The organism is Sphingomonas sp. RS6 (assembly GCF_054489705.1).
This window is the reverse complement of record NZ_JBTMWM010000007.1, coordinates 156536-182227: the sequence shown is the minus strand read 5'-3', so window position 1 is coordinate 182227 and position 25692 is coordinate 156536. Positions and strand designations below refer to the sequence as shown.

At 65.4% G+C, this 25692-nt stretch carries 25 protein-coding genes; all 25 read right to left on the bottom strand.

Going from position 1 to position 25692, the window contains the following annotated elements; all coding sequences use genetic code 11:
- Positions 1-8 precede the first annotated feature (8 nt).
- The gene (locus ACX40Y_RS13885; RefSeq protein ID WP_459120154.1) at positions 9-1646 is read right to left on the bottom strand and encodes a ribonuclease J; all 1638 of its coding nucleotides are present in this window, start codon (positions 1644-1646) and stop codon (positions 9-11) included.
- Complete coding sequence (locus ACX40Y_RS13880; RefSeq protein WP_459120153.1) at positions 1647-2429, bottom strand: type III pantothenate kinase; 783 nt, start codon at positions 2427-2429, stop codon at positions 1647-1649.
- 19 nt (positions 2430-2448) lie between these two features.
- The gene (locus tag ACX40Y_RS13875; RefSeq protein WP_459120152.1) at positions 2449-3144 is read right to left on the bottom strand and encodes a biotin--[acetyl-CoA-carboxylase] ligase; all 696 of its coding nucleotides are present in this window, start codon (positions 3142-3144) and stop codon (positions 2449-2451) included.
- A gap of 5 nt (positions 3145-3149) precedes the next feature.
- Positions 3150-4607 carry an NADH-quinone oxidoreductase subunit NuoN gene (gene nuoN / locus ACX40Y_RS13870; protein WP_459120151.1) on the bottom strand — a complete coding sequence of 486 codons (1458 nt, stop codon included), beginning with the start codon at positions 4605-4607 and terminating at the stop codon, positions 3150-3152.
- Positions 4607-6172, bottom strand: coding sequence for an NADH-quinone oxidoreductase subunit M (locus tag ACX40Y_RS13865; RefSeq protein ID WP_459120150.1), 1566 nt, complete (start codon positions 6170-6172; stop codon positions 4607-4609). Before ACX40Y_RS13865 ends, nuoN begins: the two co-directional genes overlap by 1 nt.
- A 7-nt stretch (positions 6173-6179) precedes the next feature.
- Entirely contained in the window at positions 6180-8303 is a 2124-nt protein-coding gene (gene nuoL / locus ACX40Y_RS13860) for an NADH-quinone oxidoreductase subunit L (protein ID WP_459120149.1), read from the bottom strand.
- Complete coding sequence (nuoK, locus tag ACX40Y_RS13855; protein WP_084580737.1) at positions 8303-8608, bottom strand: NADH-quinone oxidoreductase subunit NuoK; 306 nt, start codon at positions 8606-8608, stop codon at positions 8303-8305. The genes nuoL and nuoK overlap by 1 nt, the downstream gene beginning before the upstream one ends.
- Positions 8605-9216 (bottom strand): NADH-quinone oxidoreductase subunit J, encoded by a 612-nt coding sequence (locus tag ACX40Y_RS13850; RefSeq protein WP_459120148.1) that lies wholly within the window; start codon positions 9214-9216, stop codon positions 8605-8607. The genes nuoK and ACX40Y_RS13850 overlap by 4 nt, the downstream gene beginning before the upstream one ends.
- 33 nt (positions 9217-9249) lie before the next feature.
- Entirely contained in the window at positions 9250-9735 is a 486-nt protein-coding gene (gene nuoI / locus ACX40Y_RS13845; protein ID WP_010545143.1) for an NADH-quinone oxidoreductase subunit NuoI, read from the bottom strand.
- Entirely contained in the window at positions 9732-10781 is a 1050-nt protein-coding gene (nuoH, locus tag ACX40Y_RS13840) for an NADH-quinone oxidoreductase subunit NuoH (protein WP_459120147.1), read from the bottom strand. The genes nuoI and nuoH overlap by 4 nt, the downstream gene beginning before the upstream one ends.
- Positions 10778-12796 (bottom strand): NADH-quinone oxidoreductase subunit NuoG, encoded by a 2019-nt coding sequence (gene nuoG / locus ACX40Y_RS13835; RefSeq protein WP_459120146.1) that lies wholly within the window; start codon positions 12794-12796, stop codon positions 10778-10780. The genes nuoH and nuoG overlap by 4 nt, the downstream gene beginning before the upstream one ends.
- Positions 12796-14100, bottom strand: coding sequence for an NADH-quinone oxidoreductase subunit NuoF (gene nuoF, locus ACX40Y_RS13830; RefSeq protein WP_125977026.1), 1305 nt, complete (start codon positions 14098-14100; stop codon positions 12796-12798). The genes nuoG and nuoF overlap by 1 nt, the downstream gene beginning before the upstream one ends.
- Position 14101: 1 nt before the next feature.
- Positions 14102-14269: a hypothetical protein gene (locus ACX40Y_RS13825; protein WP_157084547.1), complete on the bottom strand. Its 168-nt coding sequence runs from the start codon at positions 14267-14269 to the stop codon at positions 14102-14104.
- Complete coding sequence (locus ACX40Y_RS13820) at positions 14269-14937, bottom strand: complex I 24 kDa subunit family protein (RefSeq protein WP_459120145.1); 669 nt, start codon at positions 14935-14937, stop codon at positions 14269-14271. The genes ACX40Y_RS13825 and ACX40Y_RS13820 overlap by 1 nt, the downstream gene beginning before the upstream one ends.
- Entirely contained in the window at positions 14937-15242 is a 306-nt protein-coding gene (locus ACX40Y_RS13815; protein ID WP_459120144.1) for a nuclear transport factor 2 family protein, read from the bottom strand. The genes ACX40Y_RS13820 and ACX40Y_RS13815 overlap by 1 nt, the downstream gene beginning before the upstream one ends.
- A 29-nt stretch (positions 15243-15271) precedes the next feature.
- Positions 15272-16501 (bottom strand): NADH-quinone oxidoreductase subunit D, encoded by a 1230-nt coding sequence (locus ACX40Y_RS13810; RefSeq protein ID WP_459120143.1) that lies wholly within the window; start codon positions 16499-16501, stop codon positions 15272-15274.
- The gene (locus tag ACX40Y_RS13805; RefSeq protein ID WP_459120142.1) at positions 16498-17400 is read right to left on the bottom strand and encodes an NADH-quinone oxidoreductase subunit C; all 903 of its coding nucleotides are present in this window, start codon (positions 17398-17400) and stop codon (positions 16498-16500) included. Before ACX40Y_RS13805 ends, ACX40Y_RS13810 begins: the two co-directional genes overlap by 4 nt.
- Positions 17397-17936, bottom strand: a complete 540-nt coding sequence (locus tag ACX40Y_RS13800) for a NuoB/complex I 20 kDa subunit family protein (RefSeq protein WP_019367962.1) — start codon at positions 17934-17936, stop codon at positions 17397-17399. The genes ACX40Y_RS13805 and ACX40Y_RS13800 overlap by 4 nt, the downstream gene beginning before the upstream one ends.
- On the bottom strand, positions 17927-18301 hold the full coding sequence (gene ndhC, locus ACX40Y_RS13795; protein WP_459120141.1) for an NADH-quinone oxidoreductase subunit A: 375 nt from the start codon (positions 18299-18301) through the stop codon (positions 17927-17929). Before ndhC ends, ACX40Y_RS13800 begins: the two co-directional genes overlap by 10 nt.
- Positions 18302-18434: 133 nt before the next feature.
- Positions 18435-19844: a chemotaxis protein CheW gene (locus ACX40Y_RS13790; RefSeq protein ID WP_459120140.1), complete on the bottom strand. Its 1410-nt coding sequence runs from the start codon at positions 19842-19844 to the stop codon at positions 18435-18437.
- 2 nt (positions 19845-19846) lie between these two features.
- Positions 19847-22315, bottom strand: a complete 2469-nt coding sequence (locus ACX40Y_RS13785) for a methyl-accepting chemotaxis protein (RefSeq protein WP_459120139.1) — start codon at positions 22313-22315, stop codon at positions 19847-19849.
- Between the two features lie 128 nt (positions 22316-22443).
- The gene (locus ACX40Y_RS13780) at positions 22444-23259 is read right to left on the bottom strand and encodes an inositol monophosphatase family protein (protein ID WP_459120138.1); all 816 of its coding nucleotides are present in this window, start codon (positions 23257-23259) and stop codon (positions 22444-22446) included.
- Between the two features lie 119 nt (positions 23260-23378).
- Complete coding sequence (gene efp / locus ACX40Y_RS13775) at positions 23379-23942, bottom strand: elongation factor P (RefSeq protein WP_459120137.1); 564 nt, start codon at positions 23940-23942, stop codon at positions 23379-23381.
- Between the two features lie 38 nt (positions 23943-23980).
- On the bottom strand, positions 23981-24553 hold the full coding sequence (locus tag ACX40Y_RS13770) for a M23 family metallopeptidase (protein WP_459120136.1): 573 nt from the start codon (positions 24551-24553) through the stop codon (positions 23981-23983).
- A gap of 6 nt (positions 24554-24559) precedes the next feature.
- Positions 24560-25585, bottom strand: coding sequence for a L,D-transpeptidase family protein (locus tag ACX40Y_RS13765; RefSeq protein ID WP_459120135.1), 1026 nt, complete (start codon positions 25583-25585; stop codon positions 24560-24562).
- Positions 25586-25692 lie beyond the last annotated feature (107 nt).

Genomic DNA, 25692 nt, shown 5'->3' with positions numbered 1-25692 from the left:
GCGACAGCCTAGCCCTCGATCAGCAGCACGTCCACAACCGGCTTCTTGCCGGTGAAGCGCGTGGCGACGCGGCGCACCGCCAGCCTCAACGCCTCGCGCAGCGCCTCCCGGTCGCGGCTCGCCTTGCCGACTGCGGCGGCAGCGGCATCGGCGGCGGCGGCGATCATATCGTCGCGATCCTCCTCCACCGGCACGCCTTGGACGCGAACCTGCGGATGACCGATCAGCCCGCCCTTGCGGTTGATCGCGACGGCAACCGACATCTGGCCATACAGCGCCAGCCGCCGGCGTTCGCCCATCGTCGCGCCGTCCGCCGGCAGGATCACATCGCCGTCGAGCACCAGGCGCCCGGCCGGCGCGAAGCCGATCTTTTCCGGCTTGCCGGGGGCCAGCCGGACGATCTCGCCATTCACCTGCGTCACCGCCTTGGGCACGCCCTGTTCGAGCGCGAAGCGGGCCTGTTCGTGCATGTGGCGAATCTCGCCATGCACCGGCACGATGATCTCCGGGCGGATCCACTTGTACATCTCGGCGAGTTCGGGCCGCCCCGGATGGCCGGAGACGTGCACAAAGGCCTGACGGTCGGTGATGATGTCAACGCCCTTGTCGGCAAGCGTGTTCATGATCTTGCCGATCGCGATCTCGTTGCCGGGGATCTGACGCGAGGAGAAGACGACGAGGTCGCCCTCGTGCAGCTTGAGCACATGGCTGCCCTCGGCGATACGGTTGAGCGCGGCGCGCGGCTCACCCTGGCCGCCGGTGGCGACAATCAGCACGCGCGAGGGCGGCAGCGTCATCGCCGTCTCAAAGTCCACCGTCTCCGGGAAATCGCGCAGATAGCCGGTCGCCTTGGCGACGCGGATGATCCGGTCGAGCGAGCGCCCGGCGACGCACAGTTCGCGGCCGGTGTCGCGGGCGACTTCGCCCAGCGTCTGCAGCCGCGCGGCGTTCGAGGCGAAGGTGGTGACGAGCACCCGGCCCTTGGCGCCGGCGATCACCTCGTCCAGGCCCTTGCGCACCTCGGCCTCGGAACCCGACGCTTCAGGGTTGAACACGTTGGTCGAGTCGCACACCAGCGCGAGCACACCCTTATCGCCGATCGCGGTCAGTTCCTCGGCGGTGGAGGCGCCGCCCAGCGAGGGGGCGTCGTCCAGCTTCCAGTCGCCGGTGTGGAAGACGTTGCCGTAGGGCGTCTCGACCAGCACCGCATTGCCCTCGGGGATCGAGTGGGCGAGCGGGGTATAGGTGATCCTGAACGGGCCGATGTCAAACGGCCCCTCTTCCTTGACCACGTTGAGCTCGACGCGGTCTTCAATGCCTTCCTCGGCCAGCTTGCCGTGGATCAGGCCGGCGGTGAACGGCGTCGCATAGAGCGGCACGCCCAGATCGGCGGCGAGATAGGGCAGCGCACCGATATGATCCTCATGCCCGTGCGTCAGCACGATGCCGAGCAGGTCGTCCAACCGCTCCTCGATGAACTGGAGGTCGGGCAGAATCACGTCGATGCCCGGATAGCTGGCATCGCCGAAGGTGATGCCGCAATCGACCATCAGCCACTTGCCCTGGCAGCCATAAAGATTGACGTTCATGCCGATCTCGCCCGAGCCGCCAAGGGCGAGGAAGAGCAGTTCTTTACCTGGTGTCACTTAATTTCCTTGCTGGCTGCGTTCCCACAGCATGGCCAAGCCCTGGATGGTGAGATCGGGCTCGATCGTATCGAACACCGATGTATGCGTTTCGAACAGAATGGCCAGCCCACCCGTCGCAATAACCTTGGACGGACGCCCCACCTCGGCCTTGAGCCGCGCGACCAGCCCCTCGATCATCGCGATATAGCCCCAATAAATGCCGATATGCATCTGATCGACGGTGTTGCGGCCGACCACGCTGGTCGTCTCCGGCGCGGAAATGGCGATGCGGGGCAGCTTGGCGGCAGCGGTGACCAGCGCATCGAGCGACAGGTTGATGCCCGGAGCGATGATCCCGCCCTTATAGGCGCCGCGATAATCGACCACGTCGAAGGTGGTCGCGGTGCCGAAATCGATGATGATCAGGTCGCCTGCGTGCCGCGCGTGGCCGGCCAGCACGTTGAGCGCACGATCGGCGCCGAGGTTCTGCGGCTCGTCGACGTCGAGTGCGAAGCCCCATTCGGCGCTGCCCTTGCCGGCGATTACCGCTTCGGTGTTGAAATATTTGGTGGCGAGCACCTGAAGATTGTGGAGCGCTCGCGGAACCACCGTGCCGACGATCACGCCGGTCACTGCGCCGCGGTCAAAGCCTTCCAGCGCCAGCAGCTGGCTGAGCCACACGGCATATTCGTCGGCGGTGCGGCGCGGGTCGGTGGCGATGCGCCAGCGGGCGCGGATCTCGCCGCCGTCCACCAGCGCGAACACGACATTGGTATTGCCGGCGTCGATCGCGAGCAGCATCGCCCTTCCCTCTTTCTCGTTACAGCAGGAACACGTCGCCCGCGTGAATGGCACGGGTCGTGCCGTCGGCCAAGCGCAGGATCAGCGCGCCACTCGAATCCAGCCCGCCGAACAGGCCGTCATGGCTGGTCCCGTCGGAGAGCCGCGCGGTGAGCGCCGTGCCCTCGGGATGCGCCTTTGCGAGCCAGCGCTCGCGCACCCGCCACATGCCCTCGCCCCGCCAGCACTCCAGCCAGCGGCCGAAACTCTCGGCGAGCACTTCGGCGAAAATATCGGGGGCGACGGTAACGCCCTGCGCGGCAAGGCTTGTCGCGGCGCGGTCGAGCCCCTCGGGCGCCGCCGCGAGGTTGACGCCGATGCCGACCGCGATCGCATCCCCTGCCCGCTCGAGCAGGATACCCGAGAGCTTGGCGCCCCCGACCAGCAGGTCGTTGGGCCATTTGAGCATCGGCTGCACGCCAAACGCGCGCACCGCCTCTTCCAGCGCCACGGCGGACAGCAGAGCCAAAGTCGCCGGCGAGGGATCGGTCGGGCGCACCCGAACCAGCGTGGAGATATAGAGATTGCCCGCGGGCGAAACCCAGGCGCGCCCCTGCCGGCCCTTGCCGGCGGTCTGGCGTTCGGCCCGGAGCCACAGCCCTTCCCCGGCGCCCGAAAGTGCCAGGGAAAGGATGTCGGCATTGGTCGATCCCGTCTCGGCGACGGTACGGATCACTGGGATCAGAACAGCGCCTTCGCCGCCACCAGCGACCAGGTGCCGAGCGCGCCGAACACCAGCCAGCCGATCGGCGAGATGACGACCGCGCTGATCGCGATCAGCCCGCCCTCAACCAGATCGGTCTTACCCGAGAAGGCAGGCGCCGGCTCGTCGAAGTACATCGTCTTGATGACCTTGAGGTAATAGAAGGCACCGATCGTTGAAGCCGCCGCAGCGACGACCGCGAAAACACGAAGGTCGGAATGCCACGCTGCCATGAACACGCCCAGCTTGGCGAAGAAACCGAGCAGCGGCGGGATGCCGGCTAGGCTGAACATGAAGATCGCCAGCGCCGCCGCCAGCCCCGGACGGGTCCGCGACATGCCGGAGAGGCTCGCGATCGTCTCGATCTGCTCACCGTCCTGCCCGCGCATCTGCAGCACCACGAGGAAGCTGCCGATGGTCATGACCACGTAGATCGCCATGTAGACGAGCACGCTCGCCACGCCCTGCTCACCGCCCGCAGCGAGACCAACAAGGGCGAAGCCGACATTGTTGATCGACGAATAGGCGAGCAGGCGCTTGATGTTGCTCTGGCCGATCGCCGCCACCGCACCGAAGATGATCGAGGCGAGCGAGGCGAAGATCACGATCTGGCGCCATTCGAAGATCGCCGGGCCCATCGCGTCGACCGCGACGCGGACCGCCATCGCCACCGCCGCCATCTTGGGCGCCGAGGCGAAATAGGCGGTGACCGGAGTGGGCGCGCCTTCATACACGTCCGGCGTCCACATGTGGAACGGCACGGCCGAGATCTTGAAGGCGAGACCCGCGAACACGAACACCAGGCCGAACAGCAGGCCGGTGTGCTGCGCACCGGCGAGGCCGGCATGATAGGCGCCCTCGATGCCCTCGAACAGCGTGGTGCCGGCAAAGCCGTATACCAGGCTGATGCCGTAGAGCAGGATGCCCGAGGCCAGCGCACCCAGCACGAAATATTTCAGGCCCGCTTCGGCCGAGCGCGTGTCCCGCCGCATGAAGCTGGCGAGGATGTACGCCGAGAGGCTCTGCAGCTCGAGGCCGACATAGAGCGTCAGCAGGTCGCCCGCCGACACCATCATGCCCATGCCCACCGTGGAGAGCAGGATCAGCACCGGATATTCCGGCCGCAGATCCTCGCCCGAGGTGCGCTGGAAGAACTTCGGCGCAATCAGGATCGATACCGCCGCAGCAACATAGATCACAACCTTGGCGAACGTGGCGAAGGCGTCGGCGCGGTAAAGACCGCCGAACGCGATCCCACCCGTCGAGGACGGCCCCGTCAGCGCGATGCCGGCGCCGGCGAGCAACGCCACCGAGGCCCAGCTCACCAGCTTGGTCGATGCCTGGCCACCCCAGGCGGCCACCATCATCAGGACGATCGAGCCTACCGCGAGTACCAGCTCGGGCAGCGTCATCAGGAGTTGCATCGAATAGGCCATCAGTGCGCCTCCCCGTGCGCGGAGGCTTCATGCGCGGGGGCCGCCTGCGGCGAACCCGGCGTGGGTTTGGAGTCGCTGATCGCAGCGGTGTGCGCGGCGCTGTCGAGGCGCTGCGTCAGCCGCGCGACGTCGGCGCGCATCGGTTCGGTGAAGCTGTTCGGGTACACGCCCATCCACAGCACCACGGCGGCCAGCGCCACGAGCATCGCCACTTCGCGGCCGTCGAGGTCCGGCATCGCCTTCACATCGTCCTTGGTCAGGTCGCCCCACACCACCCGACGGAACAGGTAGAGCATATAGGCGGCGCCCAGGATGATGCCGGTGGTGCCGATCAGCGCGGTCCAGGTCGAAACCTGGTAGACGCCGGCGAGGCTGAAGAATTCGCCAACGAAGTTGCTGGTGCCCGGCAGGCCGATCGAGGCCATGGTGAACAGCAGGAACAGCACGGCATAGCGCGGCATGTTGATCGCCAGGCCGCCGTACCGGTCGATCTCGCGGGTGTGCAGGCGATCATAGATGATGCCGACGCACAGGAAGAGCGCGCCCGAGACCACGCCGTGGCCCAGCATCACCATCATCGCACCGTCGATGCCGTTCGCGTTGAAGGCGAACAGGCCCATGGTGACGATCGCCATGTGCGCGACCGACGAATAGGCGATCAGCTTCTTCATGTCGCTTTGCACCAGGGCCACGAGCGAGGTGTAGACCACCGCCACGCAGGACAGCGCGAACACCAGCCACATGAACTGGACCGAGGCGACCGGGAACATCGGCAGCGAGAAGCGCAGAAAGCCATAGCCGCCGAGCTTCAGCAGCACGCCCGCCAGGATCACCGAACCGGCGGTCGGCGCCTGCACGTGCGCGTCGGGCAGCCAGGTATGGACCGGCCACATCGGCATCTTCACCGCGAACGAGGCGAAGAAGGCCAGCCACAGCCAGGTCTGCCAGTTGGCCGGGAAGTCATGCGCCATCAGCACCGGGATCGAGGTGGTGCCGGTGTTCAGCACCATCGCGATCATCGCGATGAGCATCAGCAGCGAGCCGAGCAGCGTGTACAGGAAGAACTTGTACGACGCGTAGATGCGGTTCACGCCGCCCCAGATGCCGATGATCAGGTACATCGGGATCAGGCCACCTTCGAAGAAGATGTAGAACAGGAACAGGTCCTGCGCGGCGAAGGTGCCGATCATCAGCACTTCGGTGGCGAGGAACGCTGCCATGTACTCGGGCACGCGCTTGGTGACCGAAAGCCAGCTGGCGCCGATGCAGATCGGCATCAGGAACAGCGACAGCTCGATCAGCAGGAAGGCGAAGCCGTCGATGCCGAGCGCCCAGGAGAACTCGACGCCGCCCATCTTGAACAGCGTGACATGCTCGACGAACTGCCACTGCGGGGCACCGTCGCCCACCTGGAAATGCATCCAGAGAAACACGCCGAGCGCCAGATTGACGAGCGTCGCGAAGAGCGCCGTCCAGCGGGCAGCCTGCGCGCTGAGGAACAGGCACAGCACCGCCGCGATGGCAGGCACGGCGAGCAGGACGGAAAGGATCGGAAAGCCGGTCATTTTTCCATCACCCCGCAATGACCCAGGTGAGCGCGGCCGTGAGCCCGATCAGCATGACGAAGGCATAGGTGTAGAGATACCCCGATTGCAGCTTGACGGCGCCTACGCTGCCGATCTGCACCAGGCGCGCCGCGCCATTGGGGCCGAACCGGTCGATCGTCTGCTCGTCGCCGCGCTTCCAGAACAGCCGCCCGATGGCGAATGCGGGACGCACGAAGAGCAGATTGTAGAGCTCGTCGAAATACCACTTGTTGAGCAGGAACAGATACAGCGGACGCACCTGCTCGGCGAAGGCCGCCGGGAAGCCCGGCGAAACGATGTACGCGTAGATCGCGGTGCCCAGGCCCAGCAGCATCGCCACCGTGGCCGAGAGCTTCACCCACACCGGCACCTCGTGCATCGCGTGCATCAGGTGCTCGTTGAAGGCGAGCGCGCCGTGCCAGTAGGTTTCGCCCGCGGTTGGCTCGATGAACGCGCCGTGGAAGACGAAGCCGGCCAGCACCGCGCCGATCGACAGCAGGATCAGCGGGATCAGCATGACCAACGGGCTCTCGTGCGGGTGATAGCCCGCCGTACCCTCGGTCTCGTGCTCGTGGAGCGCATGGGCACCGTGCGGGGTGTGGCCCGAATCTTCCTGCGCCGGGGCATTGGCCTGCTCGCTGCCATGGCCGTGCGTGTCGTGCGCGTCATGATGATGGTCACCATGGCCGTGCGCGTCGTGCACCGCGTGCTGGATGTGCTCCGAAGCGGCCCAGCGCGGCTTGCCGTGGAAGGTCAGGAACACCAGGCGCCACGAATAGAAGCTGGTGAGCAGCGCCACGATCACGCCGACCCAGAACACGCCGACATTGCCGGCGGCAAAGCTCGCCTCGATGATCGCGTCCTTCGAGTGGAAGCCGGCGAAGCCGAACGCCACCGGGTTGCCGAACAGCGCGGGGATGCCGACGCCGGTGATGGCGAGCGTGCCCATCATCATCGCCCAATAGGTGATGGGGATGTGCTTCCGGAGGCCGCCATAATAGCGCATGTCCTGCTCGTGGTGCATCGCATGGATCACCGATCCGGCGCCCAGGAACAGCAGCGCCTTGAAGAAGGCGTGCGTGAACAGGTGGAACATCGCCGCGCCGTATGCGCCGACGCCTGCCGCGAAGAACATGTAGCCGAGCTGCGAACAGGTCGAATAGGCGATCACGCGCTTGATGTCGGTCTGCGTCATGCCGACGGTGGCGGCGAAGAAGCAGGTTGCGGCGCCGATCGTGGCGACCACGCCCATCGCGACATGGCTCTGCTCGAACATCGGCGACATGCGGCAGACCATGAACACGCCCGCGGTCACCATCGTCGCGGCGTGGATCAGCGCCGACACCGGGGTCGGGCCTTCCATCGCGTCCGGCAACCAGGTGTGCAGGCCGAGCTGCGCCGACTTGCCCATCGCACCGACGAACAGCAGCAGGCAGAGCACGGTCATCGTATCGAAGCGATGGCCGAGGAAGCCGATCGTCGAGCCCGCCTGCGCCGGCGCGGCAGCCAGGATCGTCGGGATGTCGACGGTGCCGAACACCAGGAAGGTGCCGAAGATGCCGAGCATGAAGCCGAGGTCGCCGACGCGGTTGACCACGAAGGCCTTGATCGCGGCGGCATTGGCGCTGGGCTTGCGGAACCAGAAGCCGATCAGCAGGTAGGACGCGAGACCCACGCCTTCCCAGCCGAAGAACATCTGCACCAGGTTGTTCGCCGTCACGAGCATCAGCATCGCGAAGGTGAACAGCGAGAGGTAGGCGAAGAAGCGCGGCTGGTCCGGCTCCTCGCTCATATAGCCCCAGCTATAGAGGTGGACGAGCGCCGAGACGCTGGTGACCACCACCAGCATCACCGCGGTCAGCGCGTCGACGCGCAGTTCCCAGGCGAAGCTCATCGTGCCCGAGGTCATCCAGTGCAGCACCGGGGTGACGCTCGGCGCGGCCGAGCCGTTGAGGTAGGAGAGGAAGATCGGCCACGACAGCGCACAGGCGACGAACAGCGAGCCCGTGGTGACAACCTTCGGGAGCGCCGCCCCGAACGACTTGTTCACGAGCCCCGCAACGGCTGCCGCGAGGAGCGGCAGGAATACGATGATCAGAATGGACGACATCAGCCCTTCATCCGATTGACGTCGTCGACCGAAATCGTGCCGCGACCGCGGAAATAGATGACCAGGATCGCAAGGCCGATCGCGGCCTCACCGGCGGCGACAGTCAGCACGAACATCGCGAACACCTGGCCGACCAGGTCGCCGAGGAACGACGAGAAGGCGACGAGATTGAGGTTCACCGCCAGAAGGATCAGCTCGATCGCCATCAGGATGACAATCAGGTTCTTCCGGTTCATGAAGATGCCGAGCACCCCCATGGTGAACAGGATGGCCGAGACGACCAGATAATGGGTTAGCGAGATCACAGCTCCATCCCCTGCCCGACCGCCGGGTTCATGTTACGGGTGGCGTCCTTGGCGCGGCGGGCGTTCTGGCGCGCAATGTTCTGCGGCCGCACGTCGCTGCGCTGGCGATAGGTCAGCACGATCGCACCGATCATTGCGACGAGCAGCACCAGGCCGGCGCCTTCGAACACGAACAAATAGCGCGTGTAGAGCAGCTGGCCGATCGCCTCGATATTGGGAACGCCGTCCTGCACCGGAGCGACGCGGCGACCGAGCGCCAGCGTGCCGGCGCTCCAGGCACCCACCGCGACGATGATCTCGGCGACCAACGCCAGCGCGAGCAGCGCCCCGACCGCGGCATATTTCATCACGCCCGCGCGCAGCTCGGCAAAGTCGATGTCGAGCATCATGACGACGAACAGGAAGAGCACCGCGACCGCGCCGACATAGACGATCACCAGAAGCATGGCGATGAATTCGGCGCCCACGAGCACCATCAGGCCCGCGGCGTTGAAGAACGCCAGGATGAGCCAGAGGACGGAATGTACCGGGTTACGCGACAGGATCGTGCAGGCGCCGGAGACGCACACGATGATCGCGAACAGGTAAAAGGCGAGAAGCTGGATCACGGAATCGGATGGCCCCTTTGAATGGTGCGGCGCTTAACGGTACGGCGCGTCGGCGGCAAGGTTCGCCGCAATCGCACGTTCCCAGCGATCGCCGTTCGCGAGCAGCTTATCCTTTTGATAAATCAGCTCTTCACGCGTTTCGGTGGAAAATTCGAAATTCGGCCCCTCGACGATCGCATCGACCGGGCACGCTTCCTGGCACAGGCCGCAATAGATGCACTTGGTCATGTCGATGTCGTAGCGCGTCGTGCGGCGGCTGCCGTCGTCGCGCGGCTCGGCCTCGATCGTGATCGCCAGCGCCGGGCACACCGCCTCGCACAGCTTGCACGCGATGCAGCGCTCTTCGCCGTTGGGATAGCGGCGCAGCGCATGCTCGCCGCGGAAGCGCGGCGAGAGCGGGTTCTTTTCGTACGGATAGTTGATCGTCGCCTTGGGCTTGAAGAAATACTTCAAGGTCAGGGCATGCGCCTTCACGAACTCCCACAGAGTCCAGGTGCGGACGAAACTTGCGACGCTCATGCGGGCACTCCAACCCGGGTCAGCATGAGAAACCCGGAAACGAGGAAGACGAAGAGAAGCGACAGCGGCAGGAAGATCTTCCAGCCCAGGCGCATCAGCTGGTCATAGCGATAGCGCGGGACGGTGGCCTTCACCCAGCTGAAGCAGAAGAAGAAGAACAGCATCTTGGCGAAGAGCCAGAGAATGCCCGGCACCATGTAGAGCACCGGAATGTCGAACGGCGGGAGATAGCCACCCCAGAACAGCGTCGCGTTGAGCGCGCACATCAGGATGACGTTGGCGTATTCGCCCAGCCAGTAGAGCGCGAATGCCATCGACGAATATTCGGTCTGATAGCCCGCGACCAGCTCGGACTCCGCTTCGGTCAGGTCGAATGGCGCGCGCTGCGTCTCGGCGAGCGACGAGATGAAGAACACGATCGCCATCGGGAAGAGCAGCGGGTTGACGAAGTTGCCGTTGACGAGGCCGTAATAGCCCTTCTGCGCCTCGACGATCGCGCCGAGGTTGAACGTGCCTGCCCAGAGCACGACCGAGATCAGCACGAAGCCGATCGAAACTTCATAGCTCACCATCTGCGCAGCAGCGCGGATCGCCGAGTAGAACGGATACTTGGAGTTGGACGACCAGCCGGCCAGAATGATGCCGTACACCCCCAGCGACGAGGCCGCGAGCACGTAGAGCAGGCCGACATTGATGTTCGACAGCGCCACGCCCGCCTGGAACGGCACCACCGCCCACACGATCAGCGCAACCGTGAAGGTGATGATCGGCGCGAGCAGAAACAGGCCCTTGTTCGCACCCGACGGGATGATGGTTTCCTGCAGGAACACCTTCAGACCGTCGGCGAAGGACTGGAGCAGGCCGAGCGGACCGACGACGTTCGGGCCGCGGCGCAGTGCCATCGCCGCCCAAATCTTGCGATCGGCATAGATGATCATGGCGACGGCCAGCATCACCGGCAGCGCGATCACCAGAATGTCGATGATCGTGGCGATGAACCAGGACCAGCCGTACGGCAGGCCGAGAGCGGTAAACCAGGAGGTCATTCTGCGGCCTCTGCGAAGTCTTCGCCATGGAGCAGTTCAGCCGAGCAGCGCTGCATCGTCGGCGACGCACGGCAGATGGCGTTGGTGAGATAGAAGTCAGCGATCGGATAGGTCACCGGACCCGACGCCTGGCTGGGCAGCGACGGCGGGTTCCACGCGAACGCGGCCAGACCTTCCTGGCCGAGCGCCGGAACCTCGCCCGCCATCGCGGCGCGCAGTTCGTCGAAGCTGTCGAACGGCAGCGTGCGACCGAGCTTTTCGGAGAGCGCGCGCAGGATCGTCCAGTCCTCCCGCGCCTCGCCCGGTGCGAACACCGCGCGATCGGCGCGCTGCACGCGACCTTCCAGGTTCACATAGGTGCCCGGCTTCTCGGCATAGGTGGCGCCCGGCAGGATCACATCGGCATGATGCGCGCCCTGGTCGCCATGATGGCCGATATAGACCTTGAAGCTTCCGGCGAACTTGGAGAAGTCCACCTCGTCGGCGCCCAGGAAGAAGGCGAGCTTCGGCGCGGCCGCGACGATGTCGGCGATGCCGCCCTTCTGCGCATAGCCGAGCATCAGGCCGGCCATCCGCGCCGCCGCGGTGTGGACGACGTTGAAGCCGTTCCAGGCCGCCTCGGTCTCGGTCGCGGCGCGCTGGAAGGCACCGGCGATCGCGAGCGCGGCGCCATGGCCGTTCTTGAGCGCGCCGGGGCCGAGGATCAGCGCCGGCTTCTTGGCATTGTCGATCGCCTGGGCGAGGTTTTCCGGCAGGCTGTGGAGCAGCCCCAGATCGTCGCCCAGCCACTCGACCTTATAGGTGAGATCCACCTGCGGGCCGATCGCGAACACCTTGGCGCCGCACTTGATCGCCTTGCGCACGCGGGTGTTCACCAGCGGCGCTTCCCATCGCAGATTGGTGCCGACCAGCAGGATCGCATCGGCTTCTTCGAGCGCCGCGATGGTGGTGTTGAACGCCACCGCAGACAGGCTCGACGTGTCATAGGCCATGCCGGTCTGGCGGCCTTCGAGCAGGTCGGAACCGAACGCCTTCACCAGCGCCTTGGCGGCATACATGGTCTCGGCATCGAGCAGGTCGCCGGCGATCGCCGCGACGCTCGAACCCGCCGTTGCGGCAACGCCCGCGATCGCGTCGAACGCTTCTTCCCACGTCGCCGGGACCAGCTTGCCGTCCTTACGGACGAACGGGCGGTCGAGACGGCGGCGGACCAGCGCGTCGACATGGTAGCGGGTCTTGTCGTGCGCCCACTCCTCGTTCACGTCCTCGTTGATGCGCGGCAGGACGCGCATCACCTGGCGGCCGCGGCTGTCGAGGCGGATGTTGGTGCCGACCGCGTCCATCACGTCGATCGACAGGTTCCGCTTGAGCTCCCAGGGGCGATATTCGAACGCGACCGGCTTGTGGGTCAGCGCGCCGACCGGGCACAGGTCCGCGACATTGCCCGAAAGCTCGCTCTTGAACGCCTTTTCGAGATAGGTCGTAATCTGCATGTTCTCGCCGCGATAGATCGCGCCGATATCCTCCACGCCGGCCACTTCCTCGCCGAAGCGAACGCAGCGGGTGCACTGGATGCAGCGGGTCATCACCGTCTTGATGATGGGGCCCATATATTTCTCGGTCACCGCGCGCTTGTTCTCGCCATAGCGAGACTGACCGCGGCCATAAGCGACCGACTGATCCTGCAGATCGCACTCGCCGCCCTGATCGCAGATCGGGCAATCGAGCGGGTGGTTGATCAGCAGGAATTCCATCACGCCTTCGCGCGCGGCCTTCACCATCGGGCTGTCGGTGCGGACTTCCTGATTGTCGGCGGCCGGCAGCGCACACGAAGCCTGGGGCTTGGGCGGTCCGGGCTTCACCTCGACCAGGCACATGCGGCAGTTGCCAGCGATGCTCAGCCGTTCATGATAGCAGAAACGCGGAATCTCCTTGCCCGCGGCCTCGCAGGCCTGGAGCACGGTGGCGCCCTGCGGCACCTCGACTTCGATTCCGTCAACCTTGAGCTTGGGCATTACTCTGCCGCCTCTTGCATGGTTTCGATGCCGCCCGACTTGCGCTCGGTGATCCGGCGCTCGATCTCGGGGCGGAAATGGCGGATCAGGCCCTGGATCGGCCAAGCGGCCGCGTCGCCCAGGGCGCAGATGGTGTGGCCTTCGACCTGCTTGGTCACCTGCTGCAGCGTGTCGATCTCGCTGATGTCGGCGTCGCCGGTGCGCAGCCGCTCCATCACGCGCCACATCCAGCCGGTGCCTTCGCGGCACGGCGTGCACTGGCCGCAGCTCTCATGCTTGTAGAAGTAGGAGAGCCGGCTGATCGCGCGGACGATATCGGTCGACTTGTCCATCACGATCACGGCGGCGGTGCCGAGGCCCGAGCCGAGCGCGCGCAGGCCGTCAAAGTCCATCGGGCAGTCCATGATCTGGGCTGCCGGCACCAGCGGCACCGACGAACCGCCCGGGATCACCGCGAGCAGATTGTCCCAACCGCCGCGAATGCCGCCGCAATGCTTCTCGATCAGCTCGCGGAACGGGATCGACATGGCCTCCTCGACCACGCACGGCTTGTTCACATGGCCCGAGATCTGGAAGAGCTTGGTGCCCTTGTTGTTCTCGTTGCCGAAGCTGGCGAACCATTCGGGACCACGCCGCAGGATCGTCGGCGCAACCGCGATCGACTCGACGTTGTTGACCGTGGTCGGGCAGCCATAGAGGCCCGCACCCGCCGGGAACGGCGGCTTGAGGCGCGGCTGGCCCTTCTTGCCTTCCAGGCTTTCGATCATCGCGGTCTCTTCGCCGCAGATGTACGCGCCAGCGCCGCGATGGACGAAGACGTCGAAGTCATAGCCCGAACCGCAGGCATTCTTGCCCAGCAGGCCCGCAGCATAAGCCTCGGCGACGGCTGCGAACAGCGTCTCGGCCTCGCGGATATATTCGCCGCGGATGTAGATATAGGCCGCGCGCGCGCGCATCGCGAAGCCCGCGACCAGCGCGCCTTCGATCAGCAGGTGCGGATCGTGGCGGATGATCTCGCGGTCCTTGCACGAACCCGGCTCGGACTCGTCGGCGTTGATGACGAGGAAGCTCGGACGCTCAGGCGTCGGGTTCTTCGGCATGAAGCTCCACTTCATGCCCGTCGGGAAGCCGGCGCCGCCACGCCCGCGCAGGCCCGAGGCCTTGATGCGGTCGATGATGGTATCCGGACCCAGCTCCAGCAGCGCCTTCGTGTTGTCCCACGCGCCGCGCGCGCGGGCGGCGTCGAGGTGCCACGACTGATAGCCGTAGAGATTGGTGAAGATGCGATCCTTGTCCTGAAGCACCTTAGCGTCCCTTCCCGACCAGCTTCTGTACGAACAGATAGAAGACTACGGCCAGACCGATCAGGACCAGCGTCCCGATCAAATTGAATGCAAGCTTGAGCACCCAGCCCAGCACGACGATGCCGCCGATGATGGCCAGGATGGTGACGATGAGGCTGTTGCCCCGCATCACCATTCGCCCCGATAGTCATGGTTCTCGCTGACCATCGCGGTGAGCGTCGTCGGTCCGCCGAGCGGCTCGACGGTGTGGCGGCCCGGCTCCTGCGTGCCGGTCTTGGGGCTCTCGCCCTTGGCCAGCGCGTCGAGAATGGCGAGCGTGCGATCGTAATCGAGGTCTTCGAAATTGTCGTCGTTGATCTGCACCATCGGCGCCGACGAACAATTGCCCATGCACTCGACCTCGGTGAGCGTGAACAGCCCGTCCGCGGTGGTGTGGCCCTTCTTCAGCCCGCGCGACTTGCACGCGGCCATCACGTCGTCCGACCCGCGCAGCATGCACGGCGTCGTGCCGCAGACCTGCACATGGTAGCGGCCGACCGGCACCAGGTTGAACATGGTGTAGAAGGTCGCGACCTCGAACACGCGGATATAGGGCATGTCCAGTTCGCGCGCGACGAACTCGATCACCGGAACCGGCAGCCAGCCCTGCGTGTTTGTCTCCGCGCCCACCTGGCGCTGCGCCAGATCGAGGAACGGGATGGTGCACGACATCTGGCGGCCCGCCGGATAGCGGCCCATGATCTCGCGCGCCTTCTCGGCATTGGCCGGCGTCCAGGCGAAATTGCCCCAGCGTGCGCGGACTTCCGCTTCGTCAGGGAGTTGGGGTGCGTCAGCCATCAGCGGATAAACTCCACCCGATCGACCTTGTCGTCGGAGAACGTATAAATGGACATCACCTCGAAGGGCTCGGCCTCGGGCGACCGCGACACCTTCTCATGCAGCACGACGGTCTCGCCGAGCGCGTACGAAGCCAGGATGTCGGCGCGGTTGTGCGGGAACTCGGCGAACATCGCCTTCAGCCCCGAACGCACGCCTTCGCGGCCCTCGCGCAGCACGGCGCCGCGATAGGTCGCCTCGCAGGCGCCGTCGGTCATCAGTTCGACATAACCGTCGGCATCCTGCGCGTTGTAGCGCGCGATCATTGCATGGGTCGTGGCGATACGATCCGTGCTCAACGGTCGCACTCCCCGAACACGATATCCATCGCGCCAAGGATGGCGGTGATGTCCGCCAGCATGTGCCCCTTGGACATGAAGTCCATCGCCTGCAGGTGGCTGAACGCGGTCGGGCGCACCTTGCAGCGATAGGGTTTGTTGGTGCCGTCGGACACCAGATACACGCCGAATTCGCCCTTGGGGCTCTCGGTCGCGACATACACTTCGCCCGCCGGCACGTGATAGCCTTCGGTGAAGAGCTTGAAGTGATGGATCAGCGCTTCCATCGACTGCTTCATCTCGCCGCGCTTCGGCGCACCGACCTTGCGGTCGAGCGTCAGGACCGGGCCTTCCGGCATGTCCTGGATGCACTGCTTGATGATGCGGGCCGACTGGTAGACTTCCTCGACGCGGACCATGAAGCGATCATAGCAATCGCCGCGGGTGCCGACGGGAATCTCGAAGTCGACGCGGTCGTACACGTCATAGGGCTGCGAACGGCGGATATCCCAGGGGATGCCGGCGGCGCGGATCATCGGGCCGGAGAAGCCCCACTTGATCGCGTCCTCGCGGCTCACCGTCGCGATATCGACGTTGCGCTGCTTGAAGATGCGGTTCTCGGCGACCAGGCTGATCGCGTCGCCGAACAGCCGCGGCAGGCGCGTGTCGAGCCATTCCGCGATATCGTTCAGCAGCTTGACCGGAACGTCCTGGCGAACCCCGCCGACGCGGTAATAGTTCGAGTGCATGCGCGCACCCGAAGCCCGCTCGAAGAAGTTCAGGCAGTCCTCGCGGATCTCGAACATCCACAGGTTCGGCGTCATCGCGCCGACGTCCATCACGTGGCTGCCCAGGTTCAGCATGTGGTTGCAGATGCGGGTCAGCTCGGCGAACAGCACGCGCAGATACTGGCCGCGCAGCGGCACCTCGAGATCGAGCAGCTTCTCGACCGCGAGCACATAGCTGTGCTCCATCGCCAGCGGCGAGCAGTAATCGAAGCGATCGAAATACGGCAGCGCCTGGGTATAGGTCTTGTACTCGATCAGTTTTTCGGTGCCGCGGTGGAGCAGGCCGACATGCGGATCGATGCGCTCGATGATCTCGCCGTCCAGTTCGGTGACGAGACGGAGCACGCCGTGCGCCGCGGGATGCTGCGGGCCGAAGTTGATCGTGTAGTTCGCGATCGAGGTATCGCCCGTCGCCGGGTCGACGCCACGATCCATGATCTTCTCGACGGTATCGGTCATTGGTTCTGCCCCTCACCCTTGGTGGGGTTCACGTCCGGATCCTTGGGCTTTTCGCCGGGCTGGTTGCCCGGATGCGGTTGGCCAGCGCCGGTCTGCGACGGACCGTCGACGGTCTTCGCATCCTTGGCGTGCGGCGACACATCCTTGTTCGCCTTGGCACCAGCCTTGACGATCTCGTCCGCAGTCGCCGGAGTCGGCGCGCCCTTCGCTTCGGGAACGGCAGGCGGATTGCCCGCCGGCGGCGTCACCGGCTTGGCCTGCGGCGTATCTGCCGGACCGGGCCCGGGCGCCTTCTCGTCGCCGGGGAGAACATACTTGGCACCTTCCCACGGGCTCATGAAGTCGAAGTTGCGGAAGTCCTGCGCCAGGCTGACCGGCTCATAGACCACGCGCTTCGCCTCTTCCGAGTAGCGCACCTCGACATACCCGGTCATCGGGAAATCCTTGCGCAGCGGATGCCCCTGAAAACCGTAATCGGTCAGGATGCGGCGGAGATCGGTGTTGCCCTCGAACAGCACGCCGTACATGTCGTACGTCTCGCGCTCGAGCCAGCCGGCGACCGGCCAGATGTCGGTCACGCTCGGCACCGGCTTTTCCTCGTCGGTGGTGACGCGGACGCGGATACGGTGGTTCCGGGTGAACGAGAGCAGCTGGTAGACGACGTCGAAACGCTCCGCGCGCTGCGGATAGTCGACACCGGCGATCTCGCTGAGCTGCTGATATTCCAGGCCCGGCGTGTCGCGCAGCGCGATCATCGCGTCGCACAGCTTCTCGCGGACGACGGTGAGCGACACCTCGCCTACGGCGTCCTTCGCCTCGACCAGCATCTCGCCGAGCGCGGCCTTGGCCGCCTCGATCACGCCGTCGTTTGCGGCATAGCGGGGAGCCGGCGCCCTCACCGGTCCAGGCTCCCGATGCGGCGGATCTTCCGCTGCAGCTGCATCACGCCGTAGAGCAGCGCCTCGGCGGTCGGCGGGCAGCCGGGGACGTAGATGTCCACGGGCACCACGCGATCGCAGCCGCGCACGACGCTGTAGCTATAGTGGTAATAGCCGCCGCCATTGGCGCAGCTGCCCATCGAAATCACGTATTTCGGTTCCGACATTTGGTCGTAGACCCGGCGCAGCGCCGGGGCCATCTTGTTGCACAGCGTGCCCGCGACGATCATCACGTCGGACTGGCGCGGCGACGCGCGCGGGGCGGCGCCGAAGCGTTCCATGTCGTAGCGCGGCATGTTGACGTGGATCATCTCCACCGCGCAGCACGCCAGGCCGAAGGTCATCCACCAGAGCGAGCCGGTACGGGCCCACTGGAACAGCTCCTCAGTGGAGGTGACCAGGAAACCCTTGTCCGAAATCTCGGCATTGATGTCGTTCAGGAAGCCGACGTCCGGGAGGGTTCCCGGCGGGGGCGGCGCCGAAAGCTCTACTCCCATTCCAGGGCTCCCTTCTTCCAGGCATAGACAAGGCCAAGCGCAAGCTCGGCGACAAAGATCATCATCGAGATCCAGGCGGCCCAGCCCAGGGTGAAGACGCTCACCGCCCAGGGATAGAGGAAGGCCGCTTCGAGATCGAACACGATGAACAGGATCGCGACGAGGTAGAAGCGCACGTCGAACTGGCTGCGCGAATCCTCGAACGCGGGGAAGCCGCACTCATATTCGGTGAGCTTCTCCGGCGTCGGCTTGTTCGTGCCGGTGAGGCGCGACACCAGCATCGGCAGGAACACGAACGTGCCCGAGAGCAACAGGGCGACCCCGAGGAACAACAGGATCGGCAGATATTGTGACAGGTCGACCAATGGCCTTCTCTTCTCGCGACTGCGGAATTCTCGGGGCGGCTTCTAGGCCGATGACATCGGTGCGGCAAGGCCTGGAACCAGTGAGAATCATTCGCAGAATGATGAGCTTGCCCGCTGCGGCGGTGCAGCCATATCAGGCAAGCGACTGAATTCGGATCGAATGCTGTTTACCTTCGACCATCGCCGGAATGAAGTCCTCGCCAGCCCTTCCCCCAGGGACAGGTCGCGCTTCGGCGTTGACGATGGTGGCGAGCCGCTGGGCAAGGAATCCGCGGGCGCCCTTTCCTTCCGAGTCCCGGGCGATGATCAGCAGGTTCGCCGTATCGGGCGCCAGCGCGCCGGGATCGACCGCATAGACCGAGATCGTCGTGCCCCGATAGTCGCTGAGGCCACACAGCCCCTCCGCATCGGTGACGGACGAGGATAGGCCGTTGAAATGAACCACCTCCCGGATCGATTCCAGCGGCGCCGCCAACAGACGCTCGCCGGTTTCGAACACGAGGAAGGGCCGTCCGCCCGTCGCCGCGCCGCGTGTAAGGAAGGCCGGCTTGCCGCCGCCGTTCTGCGACGGCCGGCACAACGCGGCCATTGCCGCGATCGCCGCGTCTTTGCGTACGGCATCTGCCTCGATCACGAGATTCTGGCCGCTTGCCGGGTCAGCCGCGACGCCGGCGAACAGGCTGCCGCGACCCGCCAGCCCCGCTGGCAGCGGGCCGAGCCGATCGGCGGCGATGCGCGCCACGCTGCGAACCGCCTCGACGTGCCAGCCGACGAACTTTTCCGGGGCAATGCGCAGCACGATCACCGGGCCGCTCGAATCCTCTGGCGTCGCACCATCGAGGCCGAGCGTGGCGAGTTGATCGAATACGCGCACGTCGCGGCCGAGATAACGGATCATGCGGGTCCAGCCGGCGGTCGGCACCTGGCATCGCTCCAGCGCCGATGCCGGCGCCGTGCTTTCGACCAACTCGCTGTCGATCGCGATCTGCACCCCCGCCACCGTCACCAGCACGAAGGCGCGCGCGCGGCCGAGAAGCGCCGCGTCATCGACGCGCGTCGCAGTCCGCACCAGCGGCAGCCCGGGCATTGCGAACAGCGCGGCGGGATCGAGCACGCCGATCAGTTGCTGATCGCGAACAAAGGCGCGATCGACGAGACGGACCGCACCGGCCGAATCGAACAGCTCGCGCACCGACGAAAGATTCACGCGTTGCAGGCCGGATACCGAATCGACCCGCAAGCCGAGCAGCGCATCGTTCTGGCGCAGGACCGCGACCGTCCCGCCCCGGCCCGGCCGATCGCCGAAGCCGAGCGGAACGCTGACGTCGATGACGGGAATCACCTCGCCGCGAACGCCGATCGAACCGATCAGCGCCGGATGATTGCCGAATGCCGGGCCGAGTTCGGCCGGACACGGCACAACCTCTCGCACCCAGTCGACGGGGACGGCGAGTTCGACCCCGCAAAGGCGCAGCAGGCCGAGATCGAGCGTCCGGCGGCCGAGCCCGGCCGCGGCGCCCTCCTCATCGACAAGCGTCGCCATCGTCAGGCGTGGCCGTGCGTGGACGCTGCGAGTTCGCCGATCATCGTCACCACGCGGCGGGAGGTTTCACGCTGCGCCGTCACCGACTCGGCAATGCCGGTGATCGCCTGCGCCGTTTGTTCGACGCAGGTGGCGATTTCCTCGAACGCACAACGTGCAAGGCGCGAGCGTTCGGTGCCCTGCGCGACGCGCTCGCCCGATTCCCCGATCAGGCGGGTAATCTCTTCAGCGGCGGAGGCGCTGCGCTCGGCGAGCTTGCGAACCTCCTCGGCGACGATCGAGAAGCCCACGCCGTGCTCACCGGCGCGCGCCGCCTCGATCGCGGCGTTGAAGGCGAGCAGGTTCGTCTGACCGGCCAGGTCGCCGATCACCTCGACGATGGTCGAGATCTTCTTCGACGATGCGGTCAACAATTCGATCGATTCGATCGTGCTCTCGATCGCGCCCGTACCACGGACGGCCGCCGATTCGGTGGAAGTGGCCAGTTCGGTTGCGCTGCACGCACCCTCGCCGATCGCCTTGATCGCCTCCGACAGCTGGCCGACGACGACCTGCATCTCCTCCGTCTTGGCGGCGATCTTGCGCTCCAGCATCACCTGTTCGGTGACGTCATAGGCATATTTGATCACGCGCGATGGATTGCCCTGAAGGTCGAACACCGGCGAATAGCTCGCCTGGATGAACACGTCGCGATCATATTTGCCGATGCGGTGGAAGCGGCCGGAGTGCCCCTCACCCTTGTTCAACGACCGCCAGAAATCGCCATATTCCTTCGACTTCAGGTGCGCGGGATCGACGAACATCGAATGATGCCGCCCCTGGATCTCGCGCAGCGAATAGCCCATCGTCGACAGGAAATTGTCGTTCGCGGTCAGGATTTCGCCGTCGAGGCTGAACTCGATCGTCGCCAGGCTGCGGTCGACCGCCTGGGCGCGGCTCCTGCCCTCAATCGCGGCGGTCTTCCGCTCGGTGATGTCGTGGGCGAACTTCACCACTTTGACGACATTGCCGAGGCCGTCGAAGATCGGATTATAGGTCGCGTTGAGCCAGATCTCCTCGCCCGCCTTGTTCCGCCGCCGGAAATCGCCCGCGATATATTCGCCATGCGCCAGATCGACCCAGAAACGCGCATATTCCTGCGAATTGACCAGATCGGCGTCGCAGAACATCTTGTGATGCTTGCCGATCACATCCTCCCGGCGATAGCCGGTGCTGGTCAGGAAATTGTCGTTGGCATCGAGGATGAAGCCCTCCGGCGTGAATTCGATGACCGCCTGGGCGCGGCTGATCGCGGCGACCTTGCCCTCGGCATCGGCCGCCTTCATCCGGTCTTCGGTGATGTCATGGGCGTATTTGACGACCTTGACCAGCTTGCCTTCGCTATCCACAATCGGGTTGTAGGTGGCGCGGATCCACACCCTGCGGTCGCCCTTCGCGAGGCGAGGGAAAACGCCGGCATGGTACTCGCCCGCCGCCAGCGCCCGCCAGAAATTGTTGTAGTCCTCGGTCTTCACATAATCGGGATCGCAGCAGGTGCGATGATGCTTGCCGATCAGGTCGCTCCGCTCATAGCCCATCGTCTTCAGGAACATGTCGTTCGCGGCGATGACATAGCCGTTGGTATCGAATTCGACGACCGCCGTCGAACGGTCCAGCGCGGCGAGCTTGCCGGCGGCTTCGGCGCTTTCGGTCTGCTGCTTCGTCACGTCCATCGCGAACTTGACGATCTTCACGGGCAGGCCCTGATGATCGAGGATCGGGTTGTAGGTCGCCTGAATCCAGCGCTCGGTCCCGTCCTTGGCCTGTCGTTTGTACAGCCCGCCGTCGAATTCGCCGTGGCCTAGCCGCTCCCAGAACTGGCGATAGGCGGCCGACCGCGCATAGTCCGGCGTGCAGAAGATGCGATGATGCTGGCCGACGATCTCCTCGACCTTGTAGCCGAGCAGGTTGCAGAAATTCTCGTTCGCGCTGAGCACCCGGCCGGAGAGATCGAACTCGATCATCGCCGTCGCGCGGCTGAAGGCGTTGAGCACGCTACGGTTCAGCGCGGATTCGATCTGTGCCCCGCGCACGTCTCGGGCGATGAAGACGATGCTCTGCACTTGGCCCTTGGAATCGGAAACGGGCGCATAGTGGCCGGCAAGCCAGGCATCCTTTTCCTCGCAGCCCTTGCGCCGCGCGGTTTCCTCGATCGTCTCGCCCGCACGCAAGCGTTGCCAGAAGCGGGCATAGGCCTCGCTCTCGGCATAGTCGCTGTCACAGAAGAAGCGGTGATGCTCACCGATGACGGTCGCAAGAACGCAGCCCATCGCATCGAGGAAGAGCTGGTTGGCGCGCGTGAGAATGCCATCGGGGCTGAATTCGGCCACGGCGTAGAGGCGGTCCAAAACCGCCCCCGCCGCGCAGCAGAAATCATCCTCCCCGTCGTCACGCCGCGAGCCATTGCCAAGGCCCGTCGCTTCCATGTTCATGCGTCTGTCGTCCCGTGCCGTACCGCCCCGGGAGCCGAGGTGGCCTTGACGGCTTTATAGGACGGCGGTGCGCCCGACGGCGGAGAAAGCCCCTTAACTAATTGATCCGTAAGAGTACGGAGCCCGCATCAGCGCAGCGAGCTCGCGACGAGCTTGTGTAGCTTCGAATGAAGGCCATCGGTCGCGGCAAGATACTGGTTGCGCTGCTGATAGAGATCCTGCCCGCGATAATCGGTGACGAAGCCGCCGGCCTCCTTCACCATCAGCACGCCGGCTGCCACGTCCCACGGCTTCAGGTCCGATTCCCAATAGCCGTCGAAGCGGCCCGCGGCGACCCAGGCGAGGTCGAGTGCGGCCGAGCCGAGCCGGCGAATGCCGGCGACTTCAGGCGCGACGGCGCCGAAGATGCGGCTCCACTCGGCGAAATTGCCATGCCCCATGAACGGAATGCCGGTGGCGATCAGCGCCTCGGTCAGGTCGCGGCGTGCCGAAACGCGCAGCCGCTGGTCCTGCAGCCAGGCGCCACGGCCCTTTTCCGCCCAGAAGCTTTCGTCGGTGAGCGGCTGATAGACCAGGCCGTGCGTCACCTCGGGCTTGCCCTGCGCACCCCGCGGATCCTCGACCGCGATCGAGATCGCGAAATGCGGAATGCCGTGCAGGAAGTTGCTGGTGCCGTCGAGCGGATCGATGATCCAGCGGGGCTTGTCGGGATCGCCGGGCAGTTCGCCGCCTTCTTCGGCGAGGATGCGCCAGTCGGGCCGTGCCTTGCGCAGTTCCTCGATCACCGTTTCCTCGGCGCGCTTGTCGGCCATGCTGACGAAATCGGCCGGCCCCTTGCGGCTCACCTGGAGGTGCTGGACCTCGTTGAAGTCGCGGCGCAGGCGCGGCGCGGCCTTGCGCGCGGCGCGGTCCATGACGGTGAGGAGGCCGGAAAGCGATGCCATATCAATCTCTCCCCCGCGCGAACGGCGAACGGGGTTGCTGGGCCTGAACCAGATGGCAAAGGGGACGCAGGCCTGCCGCCCCCTCGCCTGAACGCGCCCGCATCGGGGCGCCGCGTCGATCAGTCGGCGCGGCGGACGTAAGTCTGCTCGTACACGTCGACGACGATGCGCGTGCCCGATGCGATATGCGGCGGCACCATGATGCGCACGCCATTGTCCAGCACCGCCGGCTTGTACGAGGACGAGGCCGTCTGGCCCTTCACCACCGCGTCGGCCTCGACGATCGTCGCTTCGATCGTGTCGGGCAGCTGCACGCTGATTGCTTCCTCGTCGTAAAGCTCCATCAGCACGTCCATCCCGTCCTGAAGGAAGGCGGCTGCGTCGCCGAGCAGGTCGCGCGGCAGCGTGGTCTGCTCATAGGTTTCCTTGTCCATGAAAACGAGCATGTCGCCTTCCGGATAGAGGAACTGGAAATCCTTCGTGTCGAGGCGCACGCGCTCCACCGTCTCGGCCGAGCGGAAGCGGACATTGTTCTTGCGGCCGTCGCGCAGGTTCTTGAGTTCGACCTGCATATAGGCGCCACCCTTGCCGGGCTGGGTATGCTGGATCTTCACGGCGCGCCAGATGCCGCCCTCATATTCAATGATGTTGCCGGGACGAATGTCCACGCCGCTGATCTTCATGGGTCGTGCCTGTCTGAGAAAGAGCTGAGCGCGGCCCTTTAGCTTCCGGCGCGGTTTGCTGCAAGCAGGCGATAGGGATCGATGTTGCGCCCCTGCCACCAGCCCTCGCCCGGCGCCATTGCCTTGACTTCGAAATGAAGGTGCGGCGGGCCGCCCTCGGCATTGCCGCTGGTGCCGACCGTCGCGATCGGATCGCCGGCATTGACCTGCTGGCCCTCGGCCACGTCGATGCGGTCGAGATGGGCATAATAGTCGATCCGGCTCGGATCGCGCCGGCGGATATACAGCGTGTGGCCGCCATCCTCGCTCTCGAAGCGCTTCTCGATCGTGCCGGCAGCCGCCGCCAGCACCGGCGTGCCGCGCGGCGCAAGGATGTCGATCCCGTGATGCGGCCGCGCCCCCGCATCGCGCGGCTCGCCCCAATTGCTGCGCAGCGCCGTTCGAGGCACGCCGCGCACCGGGACCAGCAGCGCGGCAGGCCTCGCCGGCGATGCAACCGCGGACGGCTGCCTCGAAGGCGGCGCGCTACCATCGACGATGCGGATGCGCGAGACGATCAGCGCGATCAGCGCCGCTGCCACCAGCACCATGATCAGTCGGCCACGCTGCATCGCCCGCTATTCCTGAAACAAGGCGGGCGTCCCCGGCGACACCATCAGCGCCAGCCGTACCGCATCCCAGTTGGTCAGCCGGATGCAGCCGTGGCTTTCGGTACGGCCGATGGTCTGCGGCTCGGGCGTGCCGTGGATGCCGTAATGCTCCTTGGAAAGGTCGATCCACACGACGCCCACCGGCCCGTTCGGCCCCGGCGGCAGCATCGCTGCGTCGTCACTGTCCTTCGCATCCCAGAACAGGTCTGGATTATAGTGAAACTTCGGATTGGTATCGACGCCGTTGATCTTCCACCGCCCGATCGGCAGCGGATCATGCTCGCTTCCCATCGTCGCACCGAACTGGGCAACCAGCCGGTCGCCGGTTCCATAGACGCGCAGCACGCCGTCCGACTTGTCGACGACGATATGGTCGGCCTTGGGCTGGTTGGCGTCGACGTTCAGCGCCGCGAGCGTGCGGCGCCACGCCGGACTGGCATCGGCCGGATAGTCGCGCGATTCGGGCAGCGCGTTGGGGAAGCGGAACACCGCCCCCTGCCGGATCGTCCCGCCACCGGGATTGAGCGCGACCAGCACGTCGGGCGTGGTGTGAAACATCTCCGCCAGCTTCTCGAGCGGCCGGCGATAGCCGAGCGTTTCGAGCTTGGACTTCGCTTCCATCGAATCGGGCATGTCGCGGACGAACGGCCCCGTCATCGCTTCCTTCGACACCGCCAGCTTAACGACGGGTCGCCACGCGCGATGGCGATGCAGCGCGGCCAGCGTCGCGCGATCGATCACGCCGGTAACCGCCAGGTTGCGCGCCGTCTGAAACCCCTTGAGCGCGGCCGTGAGCGACGCGCCGGCACGGCCGTCGAGAATGCCGGGCGAGAAGCCGAGATGATCGAGGATCACCTGCGCATGAAGGATGTTGAAATCGATGCCGGCCGCTTCGGCGGAGTCGCGCGTATCGGCGACCATCTGCGCCTGTGCCGCCGGCGTGCCGAGACACGCCATGCACAATGTCGATGCTACCAGTTTCCAGACGATCATTACCTCCCGAACCTTGTGTCCGCCCGATCAACGAACCGGGCCGTTCAGGTTTCCGGTGACAAAATCTGTCCCGGTCTGGACAACCGGAGTTGCACGACGTCGATTGC

What these genes read in the sequence shown, in the direction of transcription:
- ACX40Y_RS13865 (WP_459120150.1), bottom strand. Translation starts at nt 6,172, where the DNA reads ATGACCGGCTTTCCGATCCTTTCCGTCCTGCTCGCCGTGCCTGCCATC.
- ACX40Y_RS13820 (WP_459120145.1), bottom strand. Translation starts at nt 14,937, where the DNA reads ATGGCTGACGCACCCCAACTCCCTGACGAAGCGGAAGTCCGCGCACGC.
- nuoL (WP_459120149.1), bottom strand. Translation starts at nt 8,303, where the DNA reads ATGTCGTCCATTCTGATCATCGTATTCCTGCCGCTCCTCGCGGCAGCC.
- efp (WP_459120137.1), bottom strand. Translation starts at nt 23,942, where the DNA reads ATGAAGATCAGCGGCGTGGACATTCGTCCCGGCAACATCATTGAATAT.
- ACX40Y_RS13800 (WP_019367962.1), bottom strand. Translation starts at nt 17,936, where the DNA reads ATGGGAGTAGAGCTTTCGGCGCCGCCCCCGCCGGGAACCCTCCCGGAC.
- nuoG (WP_459120146.1), bottom strand. Translation starts at nt 12,796, where the DNA reads ATGCCCAAGCTCAAGGTTGACGGAATCGAAGTCGAGGTGCCGCAGGGC.
- nuoI (WP_010545143.1), bottom strand. Translation starts at nt 9,735, where the DNA reads ATGAGCGTCGCAAGTTTCGTCCGCACCTGGACTCTGTGGGAGTTCGTG.
- nuoN (WP_459120151.1), bottom strand. Translation starts at nt 4,607, where the DNA reads ATGGCCTATTCGATGCAACTCCTGATGACGCTGCCCGAGCTGGTACTC.
- ACX40Y_RS13815 (WP_459120144.1), bottom strand. Translation starts at nt 15,242, where the DNA reads ATGATCGCGCGCTACAACGCGCAGGATGCCGACGGTTATGTCGAACTG.
- ACX40Y_RS13790 (WP_459120140.1), bottom strand. Translation starts at nt 19,844, where the DNA reads ATGGCGACGCTTGTCGATGAGGAGGGCGCCGCGGCCGGGCTCGGCCGC.
- ACX40Y_RS13770 (WP_459120136.1), bottom strand. Translation starts at nt 24,553, where the DNA reads ATGCAGCGTGGCCGACTGATCATGGTGCTGGTGGCAGCGGCGCTGATC.
- ACX40Y_RS13880 (WP_459120153.1), bottom strand. Translation starts at nt 2,429, where the DNA reads ATGCTGCTCGCGATCGACGCCGGCAATACCAATGTCGTGTTCGCGCTG.
- ACX40Y_RS13765 (WP_459120135.1), bottom strand. Translation starts at nt 25,585, where the DNA reads ATGATCGTCTGGAAACTGGTAGCATCGACATTGTGCATGGCGTGTCTC.
- ACX40Y_RS13810 (WP_459120143.1), bottom strand. Translation starts at nt 16,501, where the DNA reads ATGACCGATACCGTCGAGAAGATCATGGATCGTGGCGTCGACCCGGCG.
- ACX40Y_RS13780 (WP_459120138.1), bottom strand. Translation starts at nt 23,259, where the DNA reads ATGGCATCGCTTTCCGGCCTCCTCACCGTCATGGACCGCGCCGCGCGC.
- ACX40Y_RS13825 (WP_157084547.1), bottom strand. Translation starts at nt 14,269, where the DNA reads ATGCGGGGCAACAGCCTCATCGTCACCATCCTGGCCATCATCGGCGGC.
- nuoH (WP_459120147.1), bottom strand. Translation starts at nt 10,781, where the DNA reads ATGACCTCCTGGTTTACCGCTCTCGGCCTGCCGTACGGCTGGTCCTGG.
- ACX40Y_RS13785 (WP_459120139.1), bottom strand. Translation starts at nt 22,315, where the DNA reads ATGAACATGGAAGCGACGGGCCTTGGCAATGGCTCGCGGCGTGACGAC.